The 18769-nt window shown below is 48.3% G+C and carries 17 protein-coding genes and 1 other annotated feature; of the genes, 7 read left to right on the forward strand and 10 right to left on the reverse strand.

From position 1 onward, the window contains the following. Positions 1-461: 461 nt before the first annotated feature. The 3 genes from clpB to rluD all read right to left on the reverse strand — a co-directional run bounded on the left by clpB (position 462) and on the right by rluD (position 4881). The gene (gene clpB, locus ACMV8I_RS19230; RefSeq protein ID WP_498866807.1) at positions 462-3035 is read right to left on the reverse strand and encodes an ATP-dependent chaperone ClpB; all 2574 of its coding nucleotides are present in this window, start codon (positions 3033-3035) and stop codon (positions 462-464) included. 131 nt (positions 3036-3166) lie between these two features. Beyond that, the gene (yfiH, locus tag ACMV8I_RS19235) at positions 3167-3904 is read right to left on the reverse strand and encodes a purine nucleoside phosphorylase YfiH (protein WP_498866808.1); all 738 of its coding nucleotides are present in this window, start codon (positions 3902-3904) and stop codon (positions 3167-3169) included. After that, entirely contained in the window at positions 3904-4881 is a 978-nt protein-coding gene (gene rluD, locus ACMV8I_RS19240; RefSeq protein ID WP_498866809.1) for a 23S rRNA pseudouridine(1911/1915/1917) synthase RluD, read from the reverse strand. The genes yfiH and rluD overlap by 1 nt, the downstream gene beginning before the upstream one ends. 130 nt (positions 4882-5011) lie before the next feature. On the opposite strand from rluD, the gene bamD reads away from it, so the two are divergent. From bamD to pheA, 3 genes are all read left to right on the forward strand, one after another. Then, the gene (bamD, locus tag ACMV8I_RS19245) at positions 5012-5746 is read left to right on the forward strand and encodes an outer membrane protein assembly factor BamD (protein WP_188473312.1); all 735 of its coding nucleotides are present in this window, start codon (positions 5012-5014) and stop codon (positions 5744-5746) included. 317 nt (positions 5747-6063) lie between these two features. After that, positions 6064-6411 (forward strand): ribosome-associated translation inhibitor RaiA, encoded by a 348-nt coding sequence (gene raiA / locus ACMV8I_RS19250; protein ID WP_498866810.1) that lies wholly within the window; start codon positions 6064-6066, stop codon positions 6409-6411. A 131-nt stretch (positions 6412-6542) separates the two neighbouring features. After that, positions 6543-6668 (forward strand) — a sequence feature (Phe leader region). A 52-nt stretch (positions 6669-6720) separates the two neighbouring features. Next, the gene (gene pheA, locus ACMV8I_RS19255; RefSeq protein WP_498866811.1) at positions 6721-7878 is read left to right on the forward strand and encodes a bifunctional chorismate mutase/prephenate dehydratase; all 1158 of its coding nucleotides are present in this window, start codon (positions 6721-6723) and stop codon (positions 7876-7878) included. 72 nt (positions 7879-7950) lie between these two features. On the opposite strand, the gene tyrA is transcribed toward pheA, so the two are convergent. Both tyrA and ACMV8I_RS19265 read right to left on the reverse strand, forming a co-directional pair. Continuing rightward, entirely contained in the window at positions 7951-9072 is a 1122-nt protein-coding gene (tyrA, locus tag ACMV8I_RS19260; protein WP_498866812.1) for a bifunctional chorismate mutase/prephenate dehydrogenase, read from the reverse strand. A 7-nt stretch (positions 9073-9079) separates the two neighbouring features. Further along, positions 9080-10156 (reverse strand): 3-deoxy-7-phosphoheptulonate synthase, encoded by a 1077-nt coding sequence (locus ACMV8I_RS19265; RefSeq protein ID WP_498866813.1) that lies wholly within the window; start codon positions 10154-10156, stop codon positions 9080-9082. Between the two features lie 456 nt (positions 10157-10612). On the opposite strand from ACMV8I_RS19265, the gene ACMV8I_RS19270 reads away from it, so the two are divergent. Then, a complete protein-coding gene (locus ACMV8I_RS19270; RefSeq protein WP_498866814.1) occupies positions 10613-11956 on the forward strand; it encodes an anaerobic C4-dicarboxylate transporter in 1344 nt (447 codons plus the stop codon). 145 nt (positions 11957-12101) lie between these two features. Next, entirely contained in the window at positions 12102-12575 is a 474-nt protein-coding gene (locus ACMV8I_RS19275) for a GNAT family N-acetyltransferase (protein WP_498866863.1), read from the forward strand. Positions 12576-12790: 215 nt separating this feature from the next. Here the strand turns inward: ACMV8I_RS19275 and rplS are convergent, their stop codons facing one another. The 5 genes from rplS to ffh all read right to left on the reverse strand — a co-directional run bounded on the left by rplS (position 12791) and on the right by ffh (position 16418). Then, positions 12791-13147: a 50S ribosomal protein L19 gene (rplS, locus tag ACMV8I_RS19280; protein ID WP_188473327.1), complete on the reverse strand. Its 357-nt coding sequence runs from the start codon at positions 13145-13147 to the stop codon at positions 12791-12793. Positions 13148-13225: 78 nt separating this feature from the next. Next, on the reverse strand, positions 13226-13969 hold the full coding sequence (gene trmD, locus ACMV8I_RS19285) for a tRNA (guanosine(37)-N1)-methyltransferase TrmD (protein WP_498866815.1): 744 nt from the start codon (positions 13967-13969) through the stop codon (positions 13226-13228). An 82-nt stretch (positions 13970-14051) separates the two neighbouring features. Beyond that, positions 14052-14600 carry a ribosome maturation factor RimM gene (rimM, locus tag ACMV8I_RS19290; RefSeq protein ID WP_498866816.1) on the reverse strand — a complete coding sequence of 183 codons (549 nt, stop codon included), beginning with the start codon at positions 14598-14600 and terminating at the stop codon, positions 14052-14054. Positions 14601-14618: 18 nt separating this feature from the next. After that, positions 14619-14867, reverse strand: coding sequence for a 30S ribosomal protein S16 (gene rpsP, locus ACMV8I_RS19295; protein ID WP_104924471.1), 249 nt, complete (start codon positions 14865-14867; stop codon positions 14619-14621). A gap of 189 nt (positions 14868-15056) precedes the next feature. Continuing rightward, positions 15057-16418, reverse strand: coding sequence for a signal recognition particle protein (gene ffh, locus ACMV8I_RS19300; RefSeq protein ID WP_498866817.1), 1362 nt, complete (start codon positions 16416-16418; stop codon positions 15057-15059). Positions 16419-16581: 163 nt separating this feature from the next. Here ffh and ACMV8I_RS19305 point away from each other — a divergent pair, with 163 nt between their 5' ends. Beyond that, a complete protein-coding gene (locus tag ACMV8I_RS19305; RefSeq protein ID WP_497231029.1) occupies positions 16582-17376 on the forward strand; it encodes a cytochrome c biogenesis protein CcsA in 795 nt (264 codons plus the stop codon). A 34-nt stretch (positions 17377-17410) separates the two neighbouring features. Next, positions 17411-18700, forward strand: a complete 1290-nt coding sequence (locus ACMV8I_RS19310) for an HlyC/CorC family transporter (RefSeq protein ID WP_498866818.1) — start codon at positions 17411-17413, stop codon at positions 18698-18700. Positions 18701-18769: the final 69 nt, after the last annotated feature.

Consider the following 18769-nt stretch of genomic DNA (forward strand, 5'->3'; position numbering starts at 1 on the left):
CGTAATAATTCAACTAAATGAATTACTGCTTGGTCACTCTTCAAGACTTGATATTATTTTGCCACCGAGGTGGCTGATATCGTCTTGTGAGTGCCCACACAGATTGTCTGATAAATTGTTAAAGAGCGTTCGTTACTGGATAATTTCTCAGTAACGCGGGAGGCAGATAATACGCTTTCCCGCTGAAGAGTCAACCTTTTTCTCTTGCGAGACACGGTGTTTTCACCGGGTTGACACTTTCTGACTGAGCGACTTGGTTCTCGTTAGAGGAGTCGTTGTTCCCGGTCAGTGGAGGCGCATTATAGGGAGTTCTCAGAAGGCCGCAACCCCTAATTTCAAATAAATTACTGACCGTTCACATTTCAAACAAACACGCGCTTTTTGATTAATATAAGAACAAAAAAAGGGCCCAGATTAACTCTAAGCCCTTTTTATCGGTTTCATCCAAGCTAAATAGAGAATTACTGACGCGCTATGATATGGCCATTTTCGACATCTATCGTAATCGGCACTCCAGGAATTAGCTTCCCTGAGAGTATCTGTTGCGCCAGCGGGTTCTCGATTTCCTGCTGAATTGCCCGTTTCAATGGTCGTGCGCCGTATACCGGGTCAAAACCACTGTTACCAAGCAACTCAAGTGCAGCATCTGTTAAAGTCGCAGTGTAGCCGCGTTCTTCGAGACGTTTGTATAACCGCCCAAGCTGAATTTGCGCAATATGCTTAATATGTGCATGACCCAATGGGTGGAACACAACCACCTCGTCAATGCGGTTGATGAACTCAGGACGGAAGTTATGAGTCACAACTTCCATCACTGATTCTTTCATCTGCGCATAAGTTGCCACACCAAAATGCTGCTGGATCAGATCGGAACCTAGGTTCGACGTCATGATCACCACAGTATTACGGAAATCAACTGTCCTGCCCTGCCCATCTGTCAGGCGTCCATCGTCCAATACCTGCAACAGGATATTAAATACATCCGGATGCGCCTTTTCCACTTCATCTAATAAGATGACGGAATACGGACGACGACGAACCGCCTCGGTCAGATAGCCTCCTTCTTCATAACCGACATAGCCCGGAGGTGCACCGACCAAACGAGAGACTGAGTGCTTCTCCATGAACTCTGACATGTCGATACGCACCATCGCGTCATCACTGTTAAACAGGAAAGTCGCCAGCGCTTTACACAGTTCGGTTTTACCCACCCCCGTTGGCCCCAAGAACAGGAATGAACCAATTGGGCGGTTTGGATCTGACAAACCTGCACGGCTACGACGAATCGCATTCGACACAGCTTCAACCGCTTCATCCTGGCCAATGACTCGCTGATGTAAAGCATCTTCCATACGCAGCAGCTTTTCGCGTTCGCCTTCCAACATCCTGGCGACCGGAATCCCAGTCCAGCGGGCCAATACGTCGGCGATTTCCACATCTGTTACGCGGTTACGCAACATTTTCACCGTTTTACCTTCAGCCTGAGTTGCGGCAGCGAGCTGTTTTTCCAATTCTGGAATTTTACCATACTGCAACTCAGACATGCGGCCGAGATCGCCCATACGACGTGCCTGTTCAAGCGTGATCTTTGCCTGCTCAAGGTCAGATTTAATATTCTGAGTACCGGTCAAAGAGGCTTTCTCTGCCTTCCACTCCTCATCAAGTTCCGAGAACTCGCGTTCCTTCTGCTGAAGTTCAGTGTTAAGCATTTCCAGGCGTTTAACACTTGCATCATCAGACTCTTTCTTCAGCGCCTGTTGTTCCAGTTTTAGCTGAATGATGCGGCGTTCCAGCCGATCGAGCGCTTCCGGCTTAGAGTCCATCTGCATACGAATACTTGATGCAGCTTCATCTATCAGGTCAATCGCCTTGTCCGGTAACTGGCGGTCAGAGATATAACGATGCGACAATGTCGCTGCCGCTACGATAGCCGGGTCGGTGATTTGCACATGGTGATGCAGTTCATAACGTTCTTTCAGACCACGCAATATCGCGATGGTGTCTTCGACAGAAGGCTCGGCGATAAACACTTTTTGGAAACGACGCTCAAGCGCCGCATCCTTCTCTATATACTGACGGTATTCATTTAAGGTCGTGGCGCCTACGCAGTGAAGTTCGCCGCGTGCGAGCGCAGGCTTAAGCATATTGCCTGCGTCCATTGCACCATCGGCTTTACCCGCCCCAACCATAGTGTGTAATTCATCAATAAACAGGATGACATTACCTTCCTGTTTTGACAGGTCGTTAAGCAAGCCTTTCAGGCGCTCTTCGAACTCACCACGGTATTTGGCACCTGCCACCAGCGCGCCCATATCTAAAGAAAGAACGCGTTTGTTTTTTAGCCCTTCAGGGACCTCTCCATTAATAATCCGCTGAGCCAAGCCTTCGGCAATCGCCGTTTTACCCACACCTGGCTCACCGATTAACACCGGATTATTTTTGGTACGACGCTGCAATACCTGGATGGTACGACGAATTTCCTCGTCACGACCAATCACCGGATCAAGTTTTCCTTGTTCCGCACGTTCGGTCAGATCGATAGTGTATTTTTTCAAAGCCTGACGTTGGTCTTCAGCTCCCTGATCATCCACTTTGTCGCCACCTCTCATTTGATCAATCGCCGCACTGATTTTCTCCACGGTTGCGCCGCTGGCTTTAAGCAGATCAGTCAACATACCGCGGTCTTTAAGCACCGCGAGAATAAACAGTTCGGATGAAATAAACGTATCAGCGCGTTGTTGCGCCAATTTGTCACAATGATTTAAAACACGTACCAATTCACCGGATGGTTGAACATCACCACCGGTGCCTTCAACTTGCGGCAATCTCCCCAAAGCCTGTTCGATGTCCGTGCGCAGTTTCTGGGCATCAATCCCGGCAGCAGTAAGTAACGGACGAACGGTGCCGCCTTCCTGAGTGAGCAAAGCGCTCATCAGGTGAACAGGTTCGATAAATTGGTTGTCGCGCCCAAGTGCCAGGGACTGGGCGTCGGCGAGGGCAAGCTGGAATTTACTGGTAAGACGATCCAGACGCATAACACCTCCTATTGCTGAACAAAATTGCTACTGGAGAATAGATGAGGTCAACCCTGAAGTTTTCAAGGTTATCTTGTCAGTATATTATGAGTACAACGCCATGCGCCGGCGGATCGTCTTGATCAGGAAGGTTATATGAACCAAATTAAACTTGCCAGCCGTCCGGTTTTGATGTCACGTCGGTAAGAGTAAAATGTTGTGTTATCAGTGACGGTGCAATATTCGCCGCCATAGATATGTGTCACCCCGCAAGATATCAACCGCAGGCGCGCTAAATGGTAGATATTGGCCATAAATTTACTTCCAGCGGGTTGAAAAGCTGCGCTGGCCTGTGAGTCTACAGAAATAAACGCTTCACGCACCTCACCGCCCACTTCGAACTGTTGCGCACCAATTGCGGGTCCCAGCCAGGCAATAATGTCTGAAGGTTTTGTAGAGAATTCAGCCACGGTTTTTTCGAGTATGCCCGCACAAAGCCCGCGCCACCCTGCATGCGCAGCGGCGACTTCATTTCCTGCACGGTTGGAAAAAAGTACTGGAAGACAATCGGCAGTCATGGCAGCGCAGACCACACCGGGTTGGTTGGTGTAGGCAGCATCAGCGACAAAGGTTGGCAAATAGGGAGTGGATTTAGTGAGTCGAACAACGTCAGTCCCGTGCACCTGCTCAAGCCAGTGAGGTGCCGCAGGGAGGCCAGCTAAATCAATAAGAGAAAGGCGATTGGCATTAACGGCGTGAGGATCGTCGCCCACGTGCAAACCTAAATTAAGCTCGCCGTAGGGCGGCAAACTGACACCGCCCTGACGTGTTGTAGTGCATGACCGCACCGTTGCAGGCTGCGGCCATTGAGGCAAGATGAGCGGGCTCATCACCAATTCATCTGATCCTTGAACTCTTCGGTATCGGCTTTTAAAGCATTTATCATATCAACCATATCCTGCGGAAGCGGCGCATGCCATTCCATCTCAATCGCGGTTACTGGATGATAAAGACGCAGCATGGTGGCATGCAAAGCCTGACGGTCAAAACTGCGCAACGTGGCAATAAATGCTTCCGAAGCACCTTTCGGTAAGCGTGGACGACCACCATAAAGCTGGTCGCCTAATAGAGGATGGTTAATGTGTGCCATATGCACGCGGATCTGGTGTGTACGACCCGTTTCCAGACGCAAACGCAAACGCGTATGGGCACGAAAATGCTCCATGATGCGGTAGTGCGTAGTCGCAGGTTTACCCATTGGGTGAACTGCCATGTGCGTGCGCTTGGTCGAATGACGGGCAATAGGTTGATCAACCGTACCACCAGCCGTCATGGTACCCATCGCCACCGCTTCATATTCACGGGTAATTTCGCGCGCCTGTAAAGCTTCAACCAAATGGGTTTGCGCAGGAACTGTCTTAGCCACCACCATCAAACCTGTGGTGTCTTTATCAAGACGATGAACAATGCCACAGCGTGGTACGTCCATGATTTCAGGGTAATAATGTAATAATGCATTCAGCACTGTGCCATCCGGATTACCTGCGCCAGGATGAACAACCAGACCACGGGGTTTATTGATGACTAAAATATCGTTATCTTCGTAAACTATGTTTAACGCGATATCCTGTGGTAGCCAACGCGCATCTTCTTCAATTTGCGCATCGATTGCGATAGCCTCGCCACCCAACACTTTTTCTTTTGGTTTGGTCACTTTCTTGCCATTAACTTGCACTCTGTCATCCAGGATCCAATCTTTTATGCGAGATCGTGAATAATCAGGGAACAATTCGGCTAAAGCTTGATCTAAACGTTGACCGAGTTGAGATTCGGCCACCGTTGCGGTGAGTTGTACTTGTTGTGCCATATGCAGCTTCTTGGTTAACGTTGGGTTTTCACGGCGATGCCGTTTAAAATAATGTGCTATTGTAGCTGGTCTTTGTCGGGAGCTTAACGGACAGTCTCCCAGAATAACACCTGAGGATAATCAAAACGTCATGACGCGTGTGAAATATCTGGTGGCGGCAGCCACGTTGAGCCTGGCGCTGGTCGGTTGCTCTGGTTCCAAAGAAACGGTTCCCGATAACCCGCCAAACGTACTTTATGCTACTGCCCAGCAAAAGCTGCAGGACGGTAATTTTAAGGGCGCAATTGCTCAATTAGAAGCGTTGGATAACCGCTATCCATTCGGACCTTACTCACAACAAGTGCAGTTAGACCTGATCTACGCTTACTACAAGTCTGCTGACTTGCCTTTGGCTCAGGCCTCTATTGATCGCTTTATGCGCCTGAACCCCACCCATCCGAACATTGATTACGTCATGTATATGCGTGGTCTGACGGATATGGCGCTGGACGACAGTGCGTTGCAGGGCTTCTTCGGTATTGATCGTTCAGACCGTGATCCACAACATGCACGTGCCGCCTTCCGTGACTTCAGCCAGCTAATTCATAGCTATCCGAACAGTCAGTATGCTACCGATGCCAATAAGCGTCTGGTATTCCTGAAAGATCGTCTGGCCAAATATGAGCTGTCGGTCGTGCAATACTACACTAAACGTGGTGCTTACGTCGCCGTCGTTAATCGTGTAGAGCAAATGCTTAAGGATTACCCGGATACCAAAGCAACGCGTGATGCGCTGCCAATGATGGAAAATGCCTATCGTCAACTGCAGTTGAATAACGAAGCGGACAAGGTGGCGAAAATTATCGCGACCAACAACGCGTCATAATTCAGCGATAAGTCTCAATAGCATTCTTGTTCGGAACAAACGGTAGCTCAGGCTGCCGTTTTTTTATTGGATAAGTAAATTGATGATTTTTAAAGCAGAGGCGACTCTGGGAGGGGGAGTCTGATTGCATATATCTTATCAAGATTGCTTTACCCTGCTAAAAATCACAAGTTCTAGTCTGCCGTTAATTACCCCAAGTCACAGTTTTGTTTCACTTGACAAAAAGTGACAAAAAAACGTGATTTCCATCACGCATTTTGTCTCAAAGGCAGGTATGCTGAAACTATCCTAGACGGAAAGACAGAGAGGTAAATTACATGACAGTCAACATTACCAGCAAACAAATGGACATCACCACAGCAATTCGGGACCACGTCGAAGACCGTCTAAAAAAACTGGAAAAATGGCAAACTCAGTTAATTAACCCACATATTGTTCTTTCGAAAGAACCTCAGGGATTTGTTGCGGACGCCACCATTACTACTGCTAATGGTCCACTGGTTGCCAGTGCCACACACGATGATATGTATGCTGCCGTCAATGAGTTGATTGCGAAACTCGAACGTCAGTTGAACAAGGCGCAACACAAAGGCGAAGCCCGCCGCGCAGAATCTTGCGTTAAAGAGATCAACCTTGAACCAGAGGAAGAAGAGGAAGAGAAGTAATTTCCAACCTTTAATAGCAAAGAACAGCGCGCTCCCAGGAGCGCGTTTTTTATGTGCGCAGGAAATTGTATTGACACAGGGAAAAGCCAGCGGTTACTTTAGAGGCAGGGCTAATCAGAGAAAACGCAACATATGAACGCAAAACTGTTTTTCTTCGCATTCTTTTTTACCTTCCCCTGACTTGGGAGGCGTTTCGTCGTATAAGAATGAATGCGAAGACGAACAATAAAGCCTCCTGAAAAGGGGGCTTTTTTTATGCTCATAGTTTGGCAAATTCGATAGAACAAAGCACATAAAAAGGATGAGACAATGACCGAGAATCCATTGCTGGCACTACGTGAACGCATTAGCGCGCTGGACCTTAAATTACTGGCGTTGTTAGGTGAAAGACGCAACCTTGCAGTAGAAGTCGGCCAGTCAAAAATGCATTCTCACCGGCCGATCCGTGATAAGGGACGTGAAAAAGAGTTAATTAATGCCCTCATTCTGGAAGGAAAAAAACAGGGGCTGGACGGCCACTACATTACTCGCGTTTATCAGCTCATTATTGAAGACTCCGTTCTGACTCAGCAGGCGTTATTACAACAACACCTAAATCAGACGACATCTGACTCCGCACGCATCGCTTTCCTTGGTCCAAAAGGCTCCTACTCCCATCTTGCCGCCAGACAATACGCCGCGCGCCATTTCGAACAATTCATCGAATGCGGCTGCCAGAAATTCCAAGATATCTTCACTCAGGTCGAAACCGGCCAGGCTGACTACGCAGTGCTACCGATTGAAAATACCAGCTCTGGTTCAATTAATGACGTCTACGATCTACTGCAGCACACCAGTTTGTCGATTGTCGGAGAACTGACCACCCCAATCGATCACTGCGTGTTGGTTGCCGCAGATACTGACCTATCTAAAATTGAAACGGTCTACAGCCATCCGCAGCCTTTCCAACAGTGCAGCCAGTTCATAAACCGCTTCCCGCACTGGAAAATTGAATATTGCGAAAGCACCGCTGCGGCAATGGAAAAAGTGGCAGCCTCGAAATCACCACATGTTGCAGCGCTTGGGAGCGAAGCAGGCGGTGCACTGTATGGCCTGCAGGTACTGGAATATAATCTAGCCAACCAGCAACAGAATATAACCCGCTTCATCGTGCTGGCCCGTAAAGCCATCGAAGTGACCGAGCAGGTTCCGGCGAAAACCACCTTCATAATGGCTACAGGACAACAGGCCGGTGCACTGGTTGAAGCGTTGCTGGTGCTACGTGAACAGGGCATTATCATGACCAGGCTCGAATCCCGGCCGATTAACGGTAATCCGTGGGAAGAGATGTTTTATATTGATGTGCAGGCCAACCTGCGTTCGGAGGCCATGGAGACAGCGTTACGCGGCCTGAGTGCCATAACCCGCTCGCTGAAAGTGCTGGGCTGCTATCCCGGTGAGAACGTCGTCGCTGTTAATCCGAGCTGACTTATACGCTGAATAACAAAAAAGGCCATACCGGCTTAACCGGATGGCCTTTTTTATACATTCAGAACGTAATTAACGTCGGTTATCGTTCGCCTGTCGCAGCAACGAGCCACTCTCTTTCAAAAAACGTGGCGCATAATCACCGAACCAACTCTCAACCTGTTTGAACTTGCTTATAAATGCCTGCTTATCGCCGTTCTCAAGCAGCTCCAGTGCATCACCAAAACGCTGATAATAGCGTTTGATCAATGCCAGATTACTTTCCGAAGACATAATGATATCAGCATAAAGCTGGGGGTCTTGGGCAAATAGTCGTCCAACCATGGCCAGTTCAAGGCGATAAATCGGTGAAGACAAAGCCAGCAGTTGCTCAATTTGTACATTCTCTTCACACAAATGAAGACCATAAGCGAAAGTCGCAAAATGTCGCAGAGCCTGGATGAACGCCATGTTCTGATCGTGTTCAACCGCGCTGATTTTATGCAACCTTGCCCCCCAGACTTGCAACTGCTCCAGCAGCCACTGGTACGCCTGTGGCTCACGACCATCACAATAGACCACAACCTGTTTGGCTAGGCTGCCAACGTCGGGTCCAAACATTGGGTGCAGGCCAAGCACTGGCCCTTCATGGACTGCAAGCATCGCTTGAAGAGGGCGATTCTTCACTGACGCGAGATCAACAAGAATACAGTCATCAGGCAGTTTCGGTAACCGACCAATCACCTCTTCGGTCAGATGAATCGGCACGCTAACGATAACCATACCGGCATCAAAAAGCAGCGCTTCTGCCTGCGGCCAATCGTCTTGTTCAAGCACTTTGACCTGATAGCCCGACAGCTCAAGCATACGGGTAAATAAACGTCCCATCTGCCCCCGGCCGCCGACAATTACGATGGGCCGTAATTCTGGGTGAAGAGTTTTGAAGCCCTTATCATTTTCACTGGAATAAGACTCGCGCATTACGCGGCGCAAAACATCTTCAATCAGGTCTGGAGGAACACCTATCTGCTGTGCCTCCTCTCGGCGAGAAGCCAGCATGGCAGCTTCTCGTTCAGGCACATAAATAGGCAAACCGTAGTGGCTTTTCACCTCCCCTACTTCCGCCACCAGATTCAGGCGGCGGGATAGAAGATCTAACAAAGCTTTATCAACTTCATCAATCTGATCGCGCAACGCGTTAAGTTCAGCCACCATATAAAATCTACTCTCCTGCGATTCGTGCCGCCAGCGACTCGCCCAATTCCTGATGCATAGTACGCAGCAATGTTTCTGTGTTTTCCCAGTTAATGCAGGCATCCGTCACTGAGACACCGTACTTCATCTCTGAACGAGGTTGTTCAGAAGACTGGTTGCCTTCGTGCAGATTACTTTCCAGCATCAAACCGGTTATTGAACGGTTGCCCGCCTTGATTTGATCGATGACTGACTGCGCCACCACCGTCTGACGGCGGTAGTCTTTGTTCGAATTACCATGGCTGCAATCTATCATCAAGGAAGGGCGGAGTCCCGCATCCTGCATCTGTTTTTCGCAGGCATGAACATCTTCGCTGCTGTAGTTTGGCGTCTTGCCGCCGCGCAGAATGACATGCCCATCGGGATTGCCCTGAGTTTGCAGCAAACAAACCTGACCGGCCTGATTGATACCCACGAAACGGTGCGGCATTTCCGCTGCACGCATGGCATTAATGGCAGTGCCGAGGCTACCGTCGGTCCCATTTTTGAAACCAACCGGCATTGAAAGACCAGAAGCCATTTCCCGGTGAGTCTGGGATTCAGTAGTACGCGCCCCGATAGCTGACCAGCTGAACAGATCGCCCAGGTATTGTGGGCTATTAGGATCTAAGGCTTCAGTCGCCAGTGGTAACCCCATGCCAACCAATTGCAGCAGCAGATTACGTGCAATATGCAACCCACCTTCCACATCAAAAGTACCATCCATATGTGGATCGTTAATTAAGCCTTTCCAGCCCACAGTCGTACGTGGTTTTTCAAAGTAGACGCGCATAACAATGTACAAACGGTCGCTTAGCTCTTCAGATAAGGTTTTCAAATGGCGCGCATAATCCAGCGCTGCATCCAAATCATGAATTGAGCAAGGGCCGCAAACCACCAGTAAACGAGGATCGCGACCATGGACGATATCCGCGATGGTCTTCCGTGCCTGGGAAATGTTGTTTTCGTCATTAATGCCTAATGGAAAACGAACTTTCAGCTCTTCAGGAGTAATGAGAATTTGTTCTGCGGTGATATGTACGTTATTAAGTGCATCTTTTTGCATGGTGGCCATCCGCTGTCAGTAAAAGAGGTGCTGCTTATCAGCATACGGTGACGTTAACACAGACCGTAAAGATTTCAAACCTTATATGTAAACTTATTATTACTATATCTGTAAATACTCGAATTACTGTAAACATTACGTTACGTGTAATTTGTAATGCCTCTGGCCTGCATCGCACAGCGTTGACGTTAAGAGCCTGTCGGAAAATCGCCTCATAAAATCTACATCGTCATAGCAATATGCATTATTTATAAAACAAAAAACCTGAATTTATTTAATTAGTTAATAACAATTTTCGTACTGAAATAATAAAAACAACAACAACAGTAGGGCTTACTAGAAAAAGACGATCCCTCTCGCATTTTTATTGGCTTTATTCATTAACTATTCATCTCATCTTTTCCACACGTCTATTCGATTTCTTAATTTTAAGTTTTTCACTTTACCGGGGGAAATATGATCACGCTTCAGTTCGCTATTATTATAATTTGTCTGCTTATTGGTACCCGATTTGGCGGTATGGGCCTGGGCCTGATCAGCGGGATCGGCTTATTTTTTCTAACCTTCGTTTTCGGACTGGAACCAGGTAAACCGCCCGTCGACGTGATGCTGACGATACTGGCGGTCATTGGTTGCGCTGCCGTATTACAAACGGCGGGTGGTCTGAATGTCATGATGCAATTTGCGGAAAAGCTGTTACGTAAACATCCGCAACACATCACGATACTCGCGCCATTGACCACCTGGACGTTGACTTTCCTGTGTGGGACCGGACATGTTGTCTACACCATGTTCCCGATCATTGCTGACATTGCGCTAAAAAAAGGTATCCGTCCTGAACGTCCAATGGCAGTGGCTTCAGTCGCCTCGCAAATGGCGATCACCGCCTCACCGGTCTCCGTGGCAGTGGTCTCTTTGGTATCGATCATTGCAGCAGGGCATGGGCTTGGACAGGCGTACAGTATTTTGCAGATCTTGGCAGTTTCCATTCCCTCATCATTATTTGGTGTATTAATGGCGGCGTTTTGGAGTTTAAAGCGGGGAAAGGAGTTAAAGGATGATCTGGATTTCCAACGAAAAATTGCAGAACCCAAACAACGGGAATATATTTACGGCAATACTGAGACTTTGCTTAATCATGTTTTCCCTAAACAAGCCTATTGGTCAACCTGGATATTTTTCGCCGCGATTATTATCGTGGTCTTATTAGGTTCCATTTCCGAACTGCGCCCATCGTTTGAAATCGGTGGCAAAATGCGGCCCTTATCGATGAATCTGGTCATTCAAATGATGATGCTGATCGCCGGCGCCGTGATCCTTATCGGGTGTAAAGTGAAGTCGGCGGATATCGCTAATGGTCCAGTATTTAAAGCCGGTATGGTAGCAATCTTTTCAGTATTTGGTGTCGCGTGGATGAGTGATACCTTCTTTCAGGCCCATCTTGGCGAGTTAAAAACCGCACTGCAAGGCGTGGTTCAGGTCCATCCATGGGCTTATGCCCTGGTGCTTTTTTTAGTGTCAAAGTTGGTGAACAGCCAGGCCGCGGCGCTAACAGCGATAGCACCGATGGCATTACAGCTCGGGGTTGACCCTAAAATGCTTATCGCTTTCTTTGCAGCATCTTATGGCTATTTTGTACTGCCAACCTATCCCAGCGACTTAGCATGCATCGGCTTTGACCGTTCAGGCACCACTAAAATCGGCAAGTACATTATTAACCACAGCTTCATCATTCCCGGTTTGATTGGCGTGTCATGCTCTTGCCTCTCGGGTTATCTACTGGTGACAACGTTTATGTAGCAGCAGTATTCAGCAACTCAAAATAAAGAGCATCTCGACGATTCGCTTCAGAGGCCGCATTCAAAGGTGCCAATGGTAGTGCGCCAGACTCAAGATTATGGTAACTAACACTATATGAATCGAATAGAGAGATAAGGAGAGCATGATGGTTGTCAGGTTTGCGTTAACACATGAAGCGGAAAAACTATGGGAAATTAGAAACAGAGCTATACGGCACGGCTGCAAAACTTCTTATGATGAAAAGACCATCATGGTATGGACGCAAAATGAAATGCCTGAGAGTTTTCGCAAAACTATCTCCGATAATCCATTTTTCGTGATTGATTCACCTGCCGGTGACAATCCCGTCGCCACTGGCTTTCTGGATCTCGAAAGCCAAAGTGTCGAGGCTATATTTACTCTTCCTGAATTTATGGGACAGGGAATGGCAAAAATCATTCTTGAAGCTATAAAAACGGAAGCTAAAAGACGGCGGATAAAAACACTGGTTTTATCTTCAACGCCTAATGCTTTTGAATTCTATAAAAAGAATGGCTTCACTTTGATCAAAGAAAGTTTCCACTATTCCCGTATGGCAAATGTCGAGCTGCGTTGCATGGATATGAGCTGCGATCTCTAAGCAACACTCTATGAACCTGGTACATGGGGTGATATAAGGCACTGTAAACGATAACAAAATCAGCAATCCTTTCAGATGCATTGAAGAGCAAGCCCACGACTGCAGGTTTTTTTATGCGCGGCCACCACACTCTCAATCTCTGCCGCCATTTTTTCATAAAAAAGGGCCTGGCTTTCGCCAGGCCCTTGTTAACTAAGAGCTTTTTAAATGTCGCGTTAGCGAGTCTTAGTCAGACGCTCTTTAATACGAGCAGACTTACCAGTACGCTCACGCAGGTAGTACAGTTTAGCTTTACGAACGGCACCACGACGTTTAACAGCAATGCTGTCGATTACTGGGGAGTGAGTCTGGAATACACGCTCAACACCTTCGCCGTTAGAAATTTTGCGAACAGTGAATGCAGAGTGCAGACCGCGGTTACGAATAGCGATAACCACGCCCTCGAATGCCTGCAGACGTTTTTTAGAACCTTCAACGACCCATACCTTAACTTCCACGGAATCACCCGGACGGAATGCAGGTACGTCTTGCTTCATCTGCTCTTGTTCGATCTGTTTAATGATATTGCTCATAATATGTCTCTTACCCTAGGTAAACTGATATATCGGGACGGCATGGCAAATTGCTCACGCGATCCCTTCATAGTTTTGTTAACTGAGGCGATGTTCCTTACGGAACTCTCTCAGCAACACCTCTTGCTCGTCAGTCAGAGCTAGGTTTTCCAGAAGTTCAGGTCTTCTAAGCCAGGTTCGACCCAGCGACTGTTTCAGGCGCCAGCGACGTATATCAGCGTGGTTTCCCGACAGTAAAACCGACGGTACCTCCATGCCTTCTAACACTTCAGGGCGGGTATAGTGTGGACAATCGAGCAATCCATCAACAAAAGAATCTTCTTCTGCTGAAGCCTGACTACCCAGGACACCCGGTATAAAACGGGAGACTGAATCAATCAGCGTCATTGCCGGTAACTCCCCACCACTGAGAACGTAATCGCCAATCGACCATTCTTCGTCAATCTCGGTTTTGATTACGCGCTCATCAATCCCTTCATAACGACCACATACCAGAATGATTTTCTGATAGGCCGCCAGTTCACAAACGCCGGTTTGATCCAGCTTGCGCCCCTGAGGTGAAAGATAAATCACTTTAACACCTTCGCCTGCCGCCGCTTTAGCTGCATGAATCGCTTCCCGTAAGGGTTGCACCATCATCAGCATTCCGGGACCGCCGCCATAAGGCCGCTCATCCACGGTACGATGTCGATCGTATGCGAAGTCACGTGGACTCCAGCAATTTACGCTCAACAGGCCATTCTTTACTGCCCGGCCAGTTACCCCGTAATCGGTGATCGCGCGAAACATCTCAGGAAACAGGCTAATTATACCAATCCACATAGCCTACTCCCGTCAGACAACATTCCACTCAACCTGCCTTTAGCGACTTCAGTATTAAATACGTCAGTAAACGCTACGGAGGTCAAAAACCAGGATCCCAATCTACTTCGACAATTCGAGTAGTGAGATCGACTTTCTTGATAACCTGCCCATCGAGGAACGGAATCAACCGCTCCTTGATTCCGAAGGCATCTTTCAGGTTGGCTTTAACAACGATGACATCGTTAGAACCGGTTTCCATCATATCGATGATTTTGCCCAGCTCGTAACCTGTAGTTGTGACTACCTGGCAGCCAAAAAGGTCTTTCCAGTAATAGTCGCCGTCTTCCAGTGATGGAAGTTGCTTTGAATCGACCACAATTTCGCAATTGGTCAGAAGATTCGCGGCTTCCCGATCGTCATAGCCTTTGACTTTGATGATCAGGTCCTGAGTGTGGCGTTTCCAGCCTTCCAGCTCGACAACGTGCCACTTACCAGCTTGTTGGATAAACCAAGGCTGGTATTCGAAGATGCTTTCGGCGTCTTCGGTGGATGAAAACACTCTGAGCCAACCACGAATGCCGTATGTTGACCCCATTTTGCCAAGAACTATCGGCTCAGCGGGCGTCACTGGATTGAGTTGCTTGCTCATTGTTACCACCGCGACAGATTAAGCCGCTTTCTTAGCGTCTTTGATCAGCGAAGAAACGCGATCAGAAACGGTTGCACCCAAATCTACCCAATGGGTAATACGATCCAGGTCCAGACGCAGTGCTTCAGCCTGGCCAGATGCCAATGGGTTGAAGAAGCCTACGCGCTCGATGAAACGACCATCACGGGCATTGCGGCTGTCGGTCACTACTACTTGATAAAACGGACGCTTTTTTGCGCCGCCACGTGCTAAACGAATTGTTACCATAACATCCTCTTTAGTTAATAAAACAGCCAGACCCCATCGGGGAACGGGGTCTGGCTGCAATATAAAAAGCCCGAAAATTTTACTCATTTTGGCGCAAAAAGCAACCGAAAGCGTAGATTGCCTCGCTCACTATTTACCTGAGTGGTCTCTGAGCAGTTTATGTGGCTAATAAATAGCCAGTATTGTCGATCAGCGCCCTGGGAAACCCGGTGGCATCATACCTTTCATGCCACGCATCATTTTTGCCATGCCGCCGTTCTTCATTTTCTTCATCATGCGCTGCATATCGTCAAACTGCTTGAGTAAGCGGTTGACGTCCTGCACCTGCATGCCGGAACCCATCGCGATGCGACGTTTGCGGGAACCTTTAATAATTTCTGGCTTGGCGCGCTCTTTAACGGTCATCGAATTGATGATCGCCTCCATGCGGACCAACACTTTATCGTCCATTTGTGACTTGACGTTATCCGGCAGCTGACCCACGCCAGGCAGTTTACTCATCATGTTGGCCATGCCACCCATGTTGCGCATTTGCTTAAGCTGGTCAAGGAAGTCGGTAAGATCGAAGCCATTACCTTTTTTAAGTTTGTTCGCCAGCTTTTCAGCCTGAGCCCGGTCAACTTTACTCTCAATATCTTCGATAAGTGTAAGAACGTCGCCCATACCCAAAATGCGGGAGGCTACACGATCTGGATGGAACGGCTCAAGCGCATCCGTTTTTTCACCCATACCGAGGAACTTAATCGGCTTTCCGGTGATATGGCGAATAGATAACGCCGCACCGCCGCGGGCATCACCGTCGACTTTCGTCAGAATAACACCCGTTAATGGCAGCGCCTCGTTAAAGGCTTTCGCCGTATTAGCCGCATCCTGTCCGGTCATCGCGTCGACAACAAACAGTGTTTCTACCGGCTTTATTGCCGCGTGAACCTGTTTGATTTCATCCATCATCGCTTCGTCGATATGCAAACGGCCAGCGGTATCGACAATCAGAACGTCATAGAATTTGAGCTTGGCTTGTTGCAGTGCGCGGTTAACAATATCAACGGGTTTCTCTTGCGCATCGGAAGCAAAGAAATCAACACCAACCTGCTCGGCAAGTGTCTCTAGCTGTTTGATCGCGGCAGGGCGATAGACGTCGGCAGAGACAACCAGAACTTTCTTCTTTTTCTTCTCTTTAAGGAACTTTGCCAGTTTCGCAACGCTGGTCGTTTTACCTGCACCTTGCAGGCCAGCCATCAACACGACAGCCGGTGGCTGGGCAGCGAGATTAAGCTCTGAATTCGCCTCGCCCATGGCCGTTTCCAGCTCTTTCTGGACTATTTTTACGAATTCCTGACCCGGTGTCAGGCTTTTGTTGACCTCATGGCCAACGGCACTCTCTTTCACCCGGTTGATAAAGTCCCGCACGACCGGCAGCGCAACGTCAGCTTCCAGCAATGCCATACGAACTTCACGTAATGTTTCTTTAATGTTTTCTTCGGTCAGCCGCCCACGGCCGCTGATATTGCGCAATGTGCGCGACAATCGATCGCTTAAATTCTCAAACATCGTCTCTTGCTCAACGTAATGACAGGCCGCCTTAGCGACACAATTGCGAGATTATAACACGAAGCGTTGACGATCTCTGCTTTGGCATCTCAGATAGGTTGGAGCGTGACGCGCGTAACGTTATACTGACTGTCTAATTCATTTTTGATGCTAATGAAACGCTATGTCAGTTTTCCCCGTTGTTGCCATGTTGGCCTACCTGCTCAGCCTTGCCCTGATCATCCCGAGCATTATCAGGAAGACGGGTGCATATCGGCGTTTAGCATTGATTTCCGTGATCGTCGCGCTGATTTGCCATGCAGTGGCACTCCAGCAACGCATCTTCGATGTCAGTACTGGTCAAAATCTGAGTCTGGTGAATATCGGCTCAGTGGTCAGTCTGATTATATGTACGGTAATGACCATTGTTGCTTCGCGCAACCGCGGTTGGTTTATTTTACCTATTGTTTATAGTTTCGCACTGATCAATCTGGCATTTGTTACCTTCCTTCCCGGCGAGTTCATCACTCACCTTGAGCAAAGCAAAGGGCTTTTAGTGCATATCGGTCTCGCGCTATTTGCTTATGCGACACTTATTATCGCGGCGCTCTATGCGCTGCAACTTGCCTGGCTGGACTATCAGCTAAAAAATAAACGTCTGACATTCAACAATGACATGCCGCCGCTGATGACTATCGAGCGTAAACTCTTTCATATAACGCAGGTGGGCGTTGTTTTACTGACGCTGACGCTCTGCACCGGCTTGTTATATATGGATAATCTATTCAGTCGGGAAAACATAGACAAAGCAGTACTGTCGATTCTCGCATGGTTTGTCTATATCGTTTTACTGTGGGGCCACTATCATGAAGGTTGGCGTGGTCGCCGGGTGGTATGGTTTAGCATGGCGGGTGCCGTGTTATTGACATTGGCCTATTTTGGCAGCCGCATGATCCAGCAACTGATGGTTCATCAATAAATTACAGTTTAATTAATAAATAAGGAATTCCCCGTTGGAGCACGTCTCGACAACTACCCTCATCATCACATTGATCATTATGGTGGTGGTTTCGGCTTATTTTTCCGCCTCCGAGACCGGCATGATGACCCTCAACCGATACCGGTTACGCCACCTTGCCAAGCAAGGCAACCGTGGAGCGCGCCGCGTTGAGAAGCTGCTGAAACGCCCTGACCAGCTGATAAGTCTGGTTCTCATCGGCAATAACTTGGTCAATATCCTCGCTTCCGCTCTGGCAACCATTGTTGGCATCCGCTTATATGGTGATGCAGGTGTCGCCATCGCGACCGGTATTCTGACCTTTGTGGTGCTGCTTTTTGCCGAAGTGCTGCCTAAAACTTTCGCGGCGCTAAACCCAGAACGTATTGCATTTCCTAGCAGTCTGCTGCTGCGGCCGCTGCAAACCATCATGATGCCGCTGGTGTGGATCCTTAACAGCTTGTCACGTTTGCTAATGCGCATGTGTGGGATAAAAACCAATGTCGGAATCAGCGACGCGATAAGTAAAGAGGAATTGCGTACTATCGTGAATGAATCACGCTCGCAGATTTCCCGCCGCAATCAAGACATGTTGCTGTCCGTTCTCGATCTGGAAAAAGTCACCGTGGATGACATTATGGTCCCACGTAACGACATTGTCGGGATTGATATTAATGATGACTGGAAGTCAATCATCCGCCAGCTGACGCACTCCCCGCACGGACGAATTCTGCTTTATCGTAACTCTCTGGATGACGCCATCGGTATGCTGCGCCTGCGTGAAGCTTACCGCCTAATGACCGAGAAAAAAGAGTTCACCAAAGAGAACCTGCTGCGCGCCGCCGATGAGGTTTATTTTATCCCTGAAGGCACACCGCTCAACATCCAGTTGGTAAAATTTCAGCGCAATAAGAAGAAAGTCGGCATTGTGGTCGACGAATATGGCGATATACAAGGACTGGTGACGGTCGAGGATATCCTTGAAGAGATCGTAGGTGACTTTACGACCTCAATGTCCCCAACGCTGGCAGAAGAGGTCATGCCGCAAAGCGATGGTTCAGTGATTATTGAAGGCAGCGCCAACGTCCGAGAGCTAAATAAAGCCTTCAACTGGACCTTACCAGCCGATGGCCCACGCACGGTTAATGGCATGCTGCTGGAAATACTGGAAGAGATCCCTCAGGCAGGAGCCAGTCTGCGCGTTGAAAATTACGCAGTAGAAATCCTCGCGGTACAGGATAATATGATTAAACAAGTTCAGGTTAGGCCTATGCAACCGCTGAAAAACAGCGTTAACTGGCACTAATCCAAGAACCTATTTTAGGTTCTTCTAAATAGAAAAAGACGCGATATCGCGTCTTTTTTGTGATTAAAA

This window comes from Ewingella sp. S1.OA.A_B6, assembly GCF_049889095.1.
In the GTDB taxonomy this organism is placed as follows: Bacteria; Pseudomonadota; Gammaproteobacteria; order Enterobacterales; family Enterobacteriaceae; genus Ewingella.

Bases quoted from the DNA above. Each gene is read 5' to 3' on its own strand.
- rpsP (WP_104924471.1), bottom strand. From the start codon at position 14,867: ATGGTAACAATTCGTTTAGCACGTGGCGGCGCAAAAAAGCGTCCGTTT.
- pheA (WP_498866811.1), top strand. From the start codon at position 6,721: ATGACCGAGAATCCATTGCTGGCACTACGTGAACGCATTAGCGCGCTG.
- ACMV8I_RS19275 (WP_498866863.1), top strand. From the start codon at position 12,102: ATGGTTGTCAGGTTTGCGTTAACACATGAAGCGGAAAAACTATGGGAA.
- rimM (WP_498866816.1), bottom strand. From the start codon at position 14,600: ATGAGCAAGCAACTCAATCCAGTGACGCCCGCTGAGCCGATAGTTCTT.
- bamD (WP_188473312.1), top strand. From the start codon at position 5,012: ATGACGCGTGTGAAATATCTGGTGGCGGCAGCCACGTTGAGCCTGGCG.
- ffh (WP_498866817.1), bottom strand. From the start codon at position 16,418: ATGTTTGAGAATTTAAGCGATCGATTGTCGCGCACATTGCGCAATATC.
- yfiH (WP_498866808.1), bottom strand. From the start codon at position 3,904: ATGAGCCCGCTCATCTTGCCTCAATGGCCGCAGCCTGCAACGGTGCGG.
- raiA (WP_498866810.1), top strand. From the start codon at position 6,064: ATGACAGTCAACATTACCAGCAAACAAATGGACATCACCACAGCAATT.
- trmD (WP_498866815.1), bottom strand. From the start codon at position 13,969: ATGTGGATTGGTATAATTAGCCTGTTTCCTGAGATGTTTCGCGCGATC.
- ACMV8I_RS19265 (WP_498866813.1), bottom strand. From the start codon at position 10,156: ATGCAAAAAGATGCACTTAATAACGTACATATCACCGCAGAACAAATT.
- rluD (WP_498866809.1), bottom strand. From the start codon at position 4,881: ATGGCACAACAAGTACAACTCACCGCAACGGTGGCCGAATCTCAACTC.
- rplS (WP_188473327.1), bottom strand. From the start codon at position 13,147: ATGAGCAATATCATTAAACAGATCGAACAAGAGCAGATGAAGCAAGAC.
- ACMV8I_RS19270 (WP_498866814.1), top strand. From the start codon at position 10,613: ATGATCACGCTTCAGTTCGCTATTATTATAATTTGTCTGCTTATTGGT.
- ACMV8I_RS19305 (WP_497231029.1), top strand. From the start codon at position 16,582: ATGTCAGTTTTCCCCGTTGTTGCCATGTTGGCCTACCTGCTCAGCCTT.
- tyrA (WP_498866812.1), bottom strand. From the start codon at position 9,072: ATGGTGGCTGAACTTAACGCGTTGCGCGATCAGATTGATGAAGTTGAT.
- clpB (WP_498866807.1), bottom strand. From the start codon at position 3,035: ATGCGTCTGGATCGTCTTACCAGTAAATTCCAGCTTGCCCTCGCCGAC.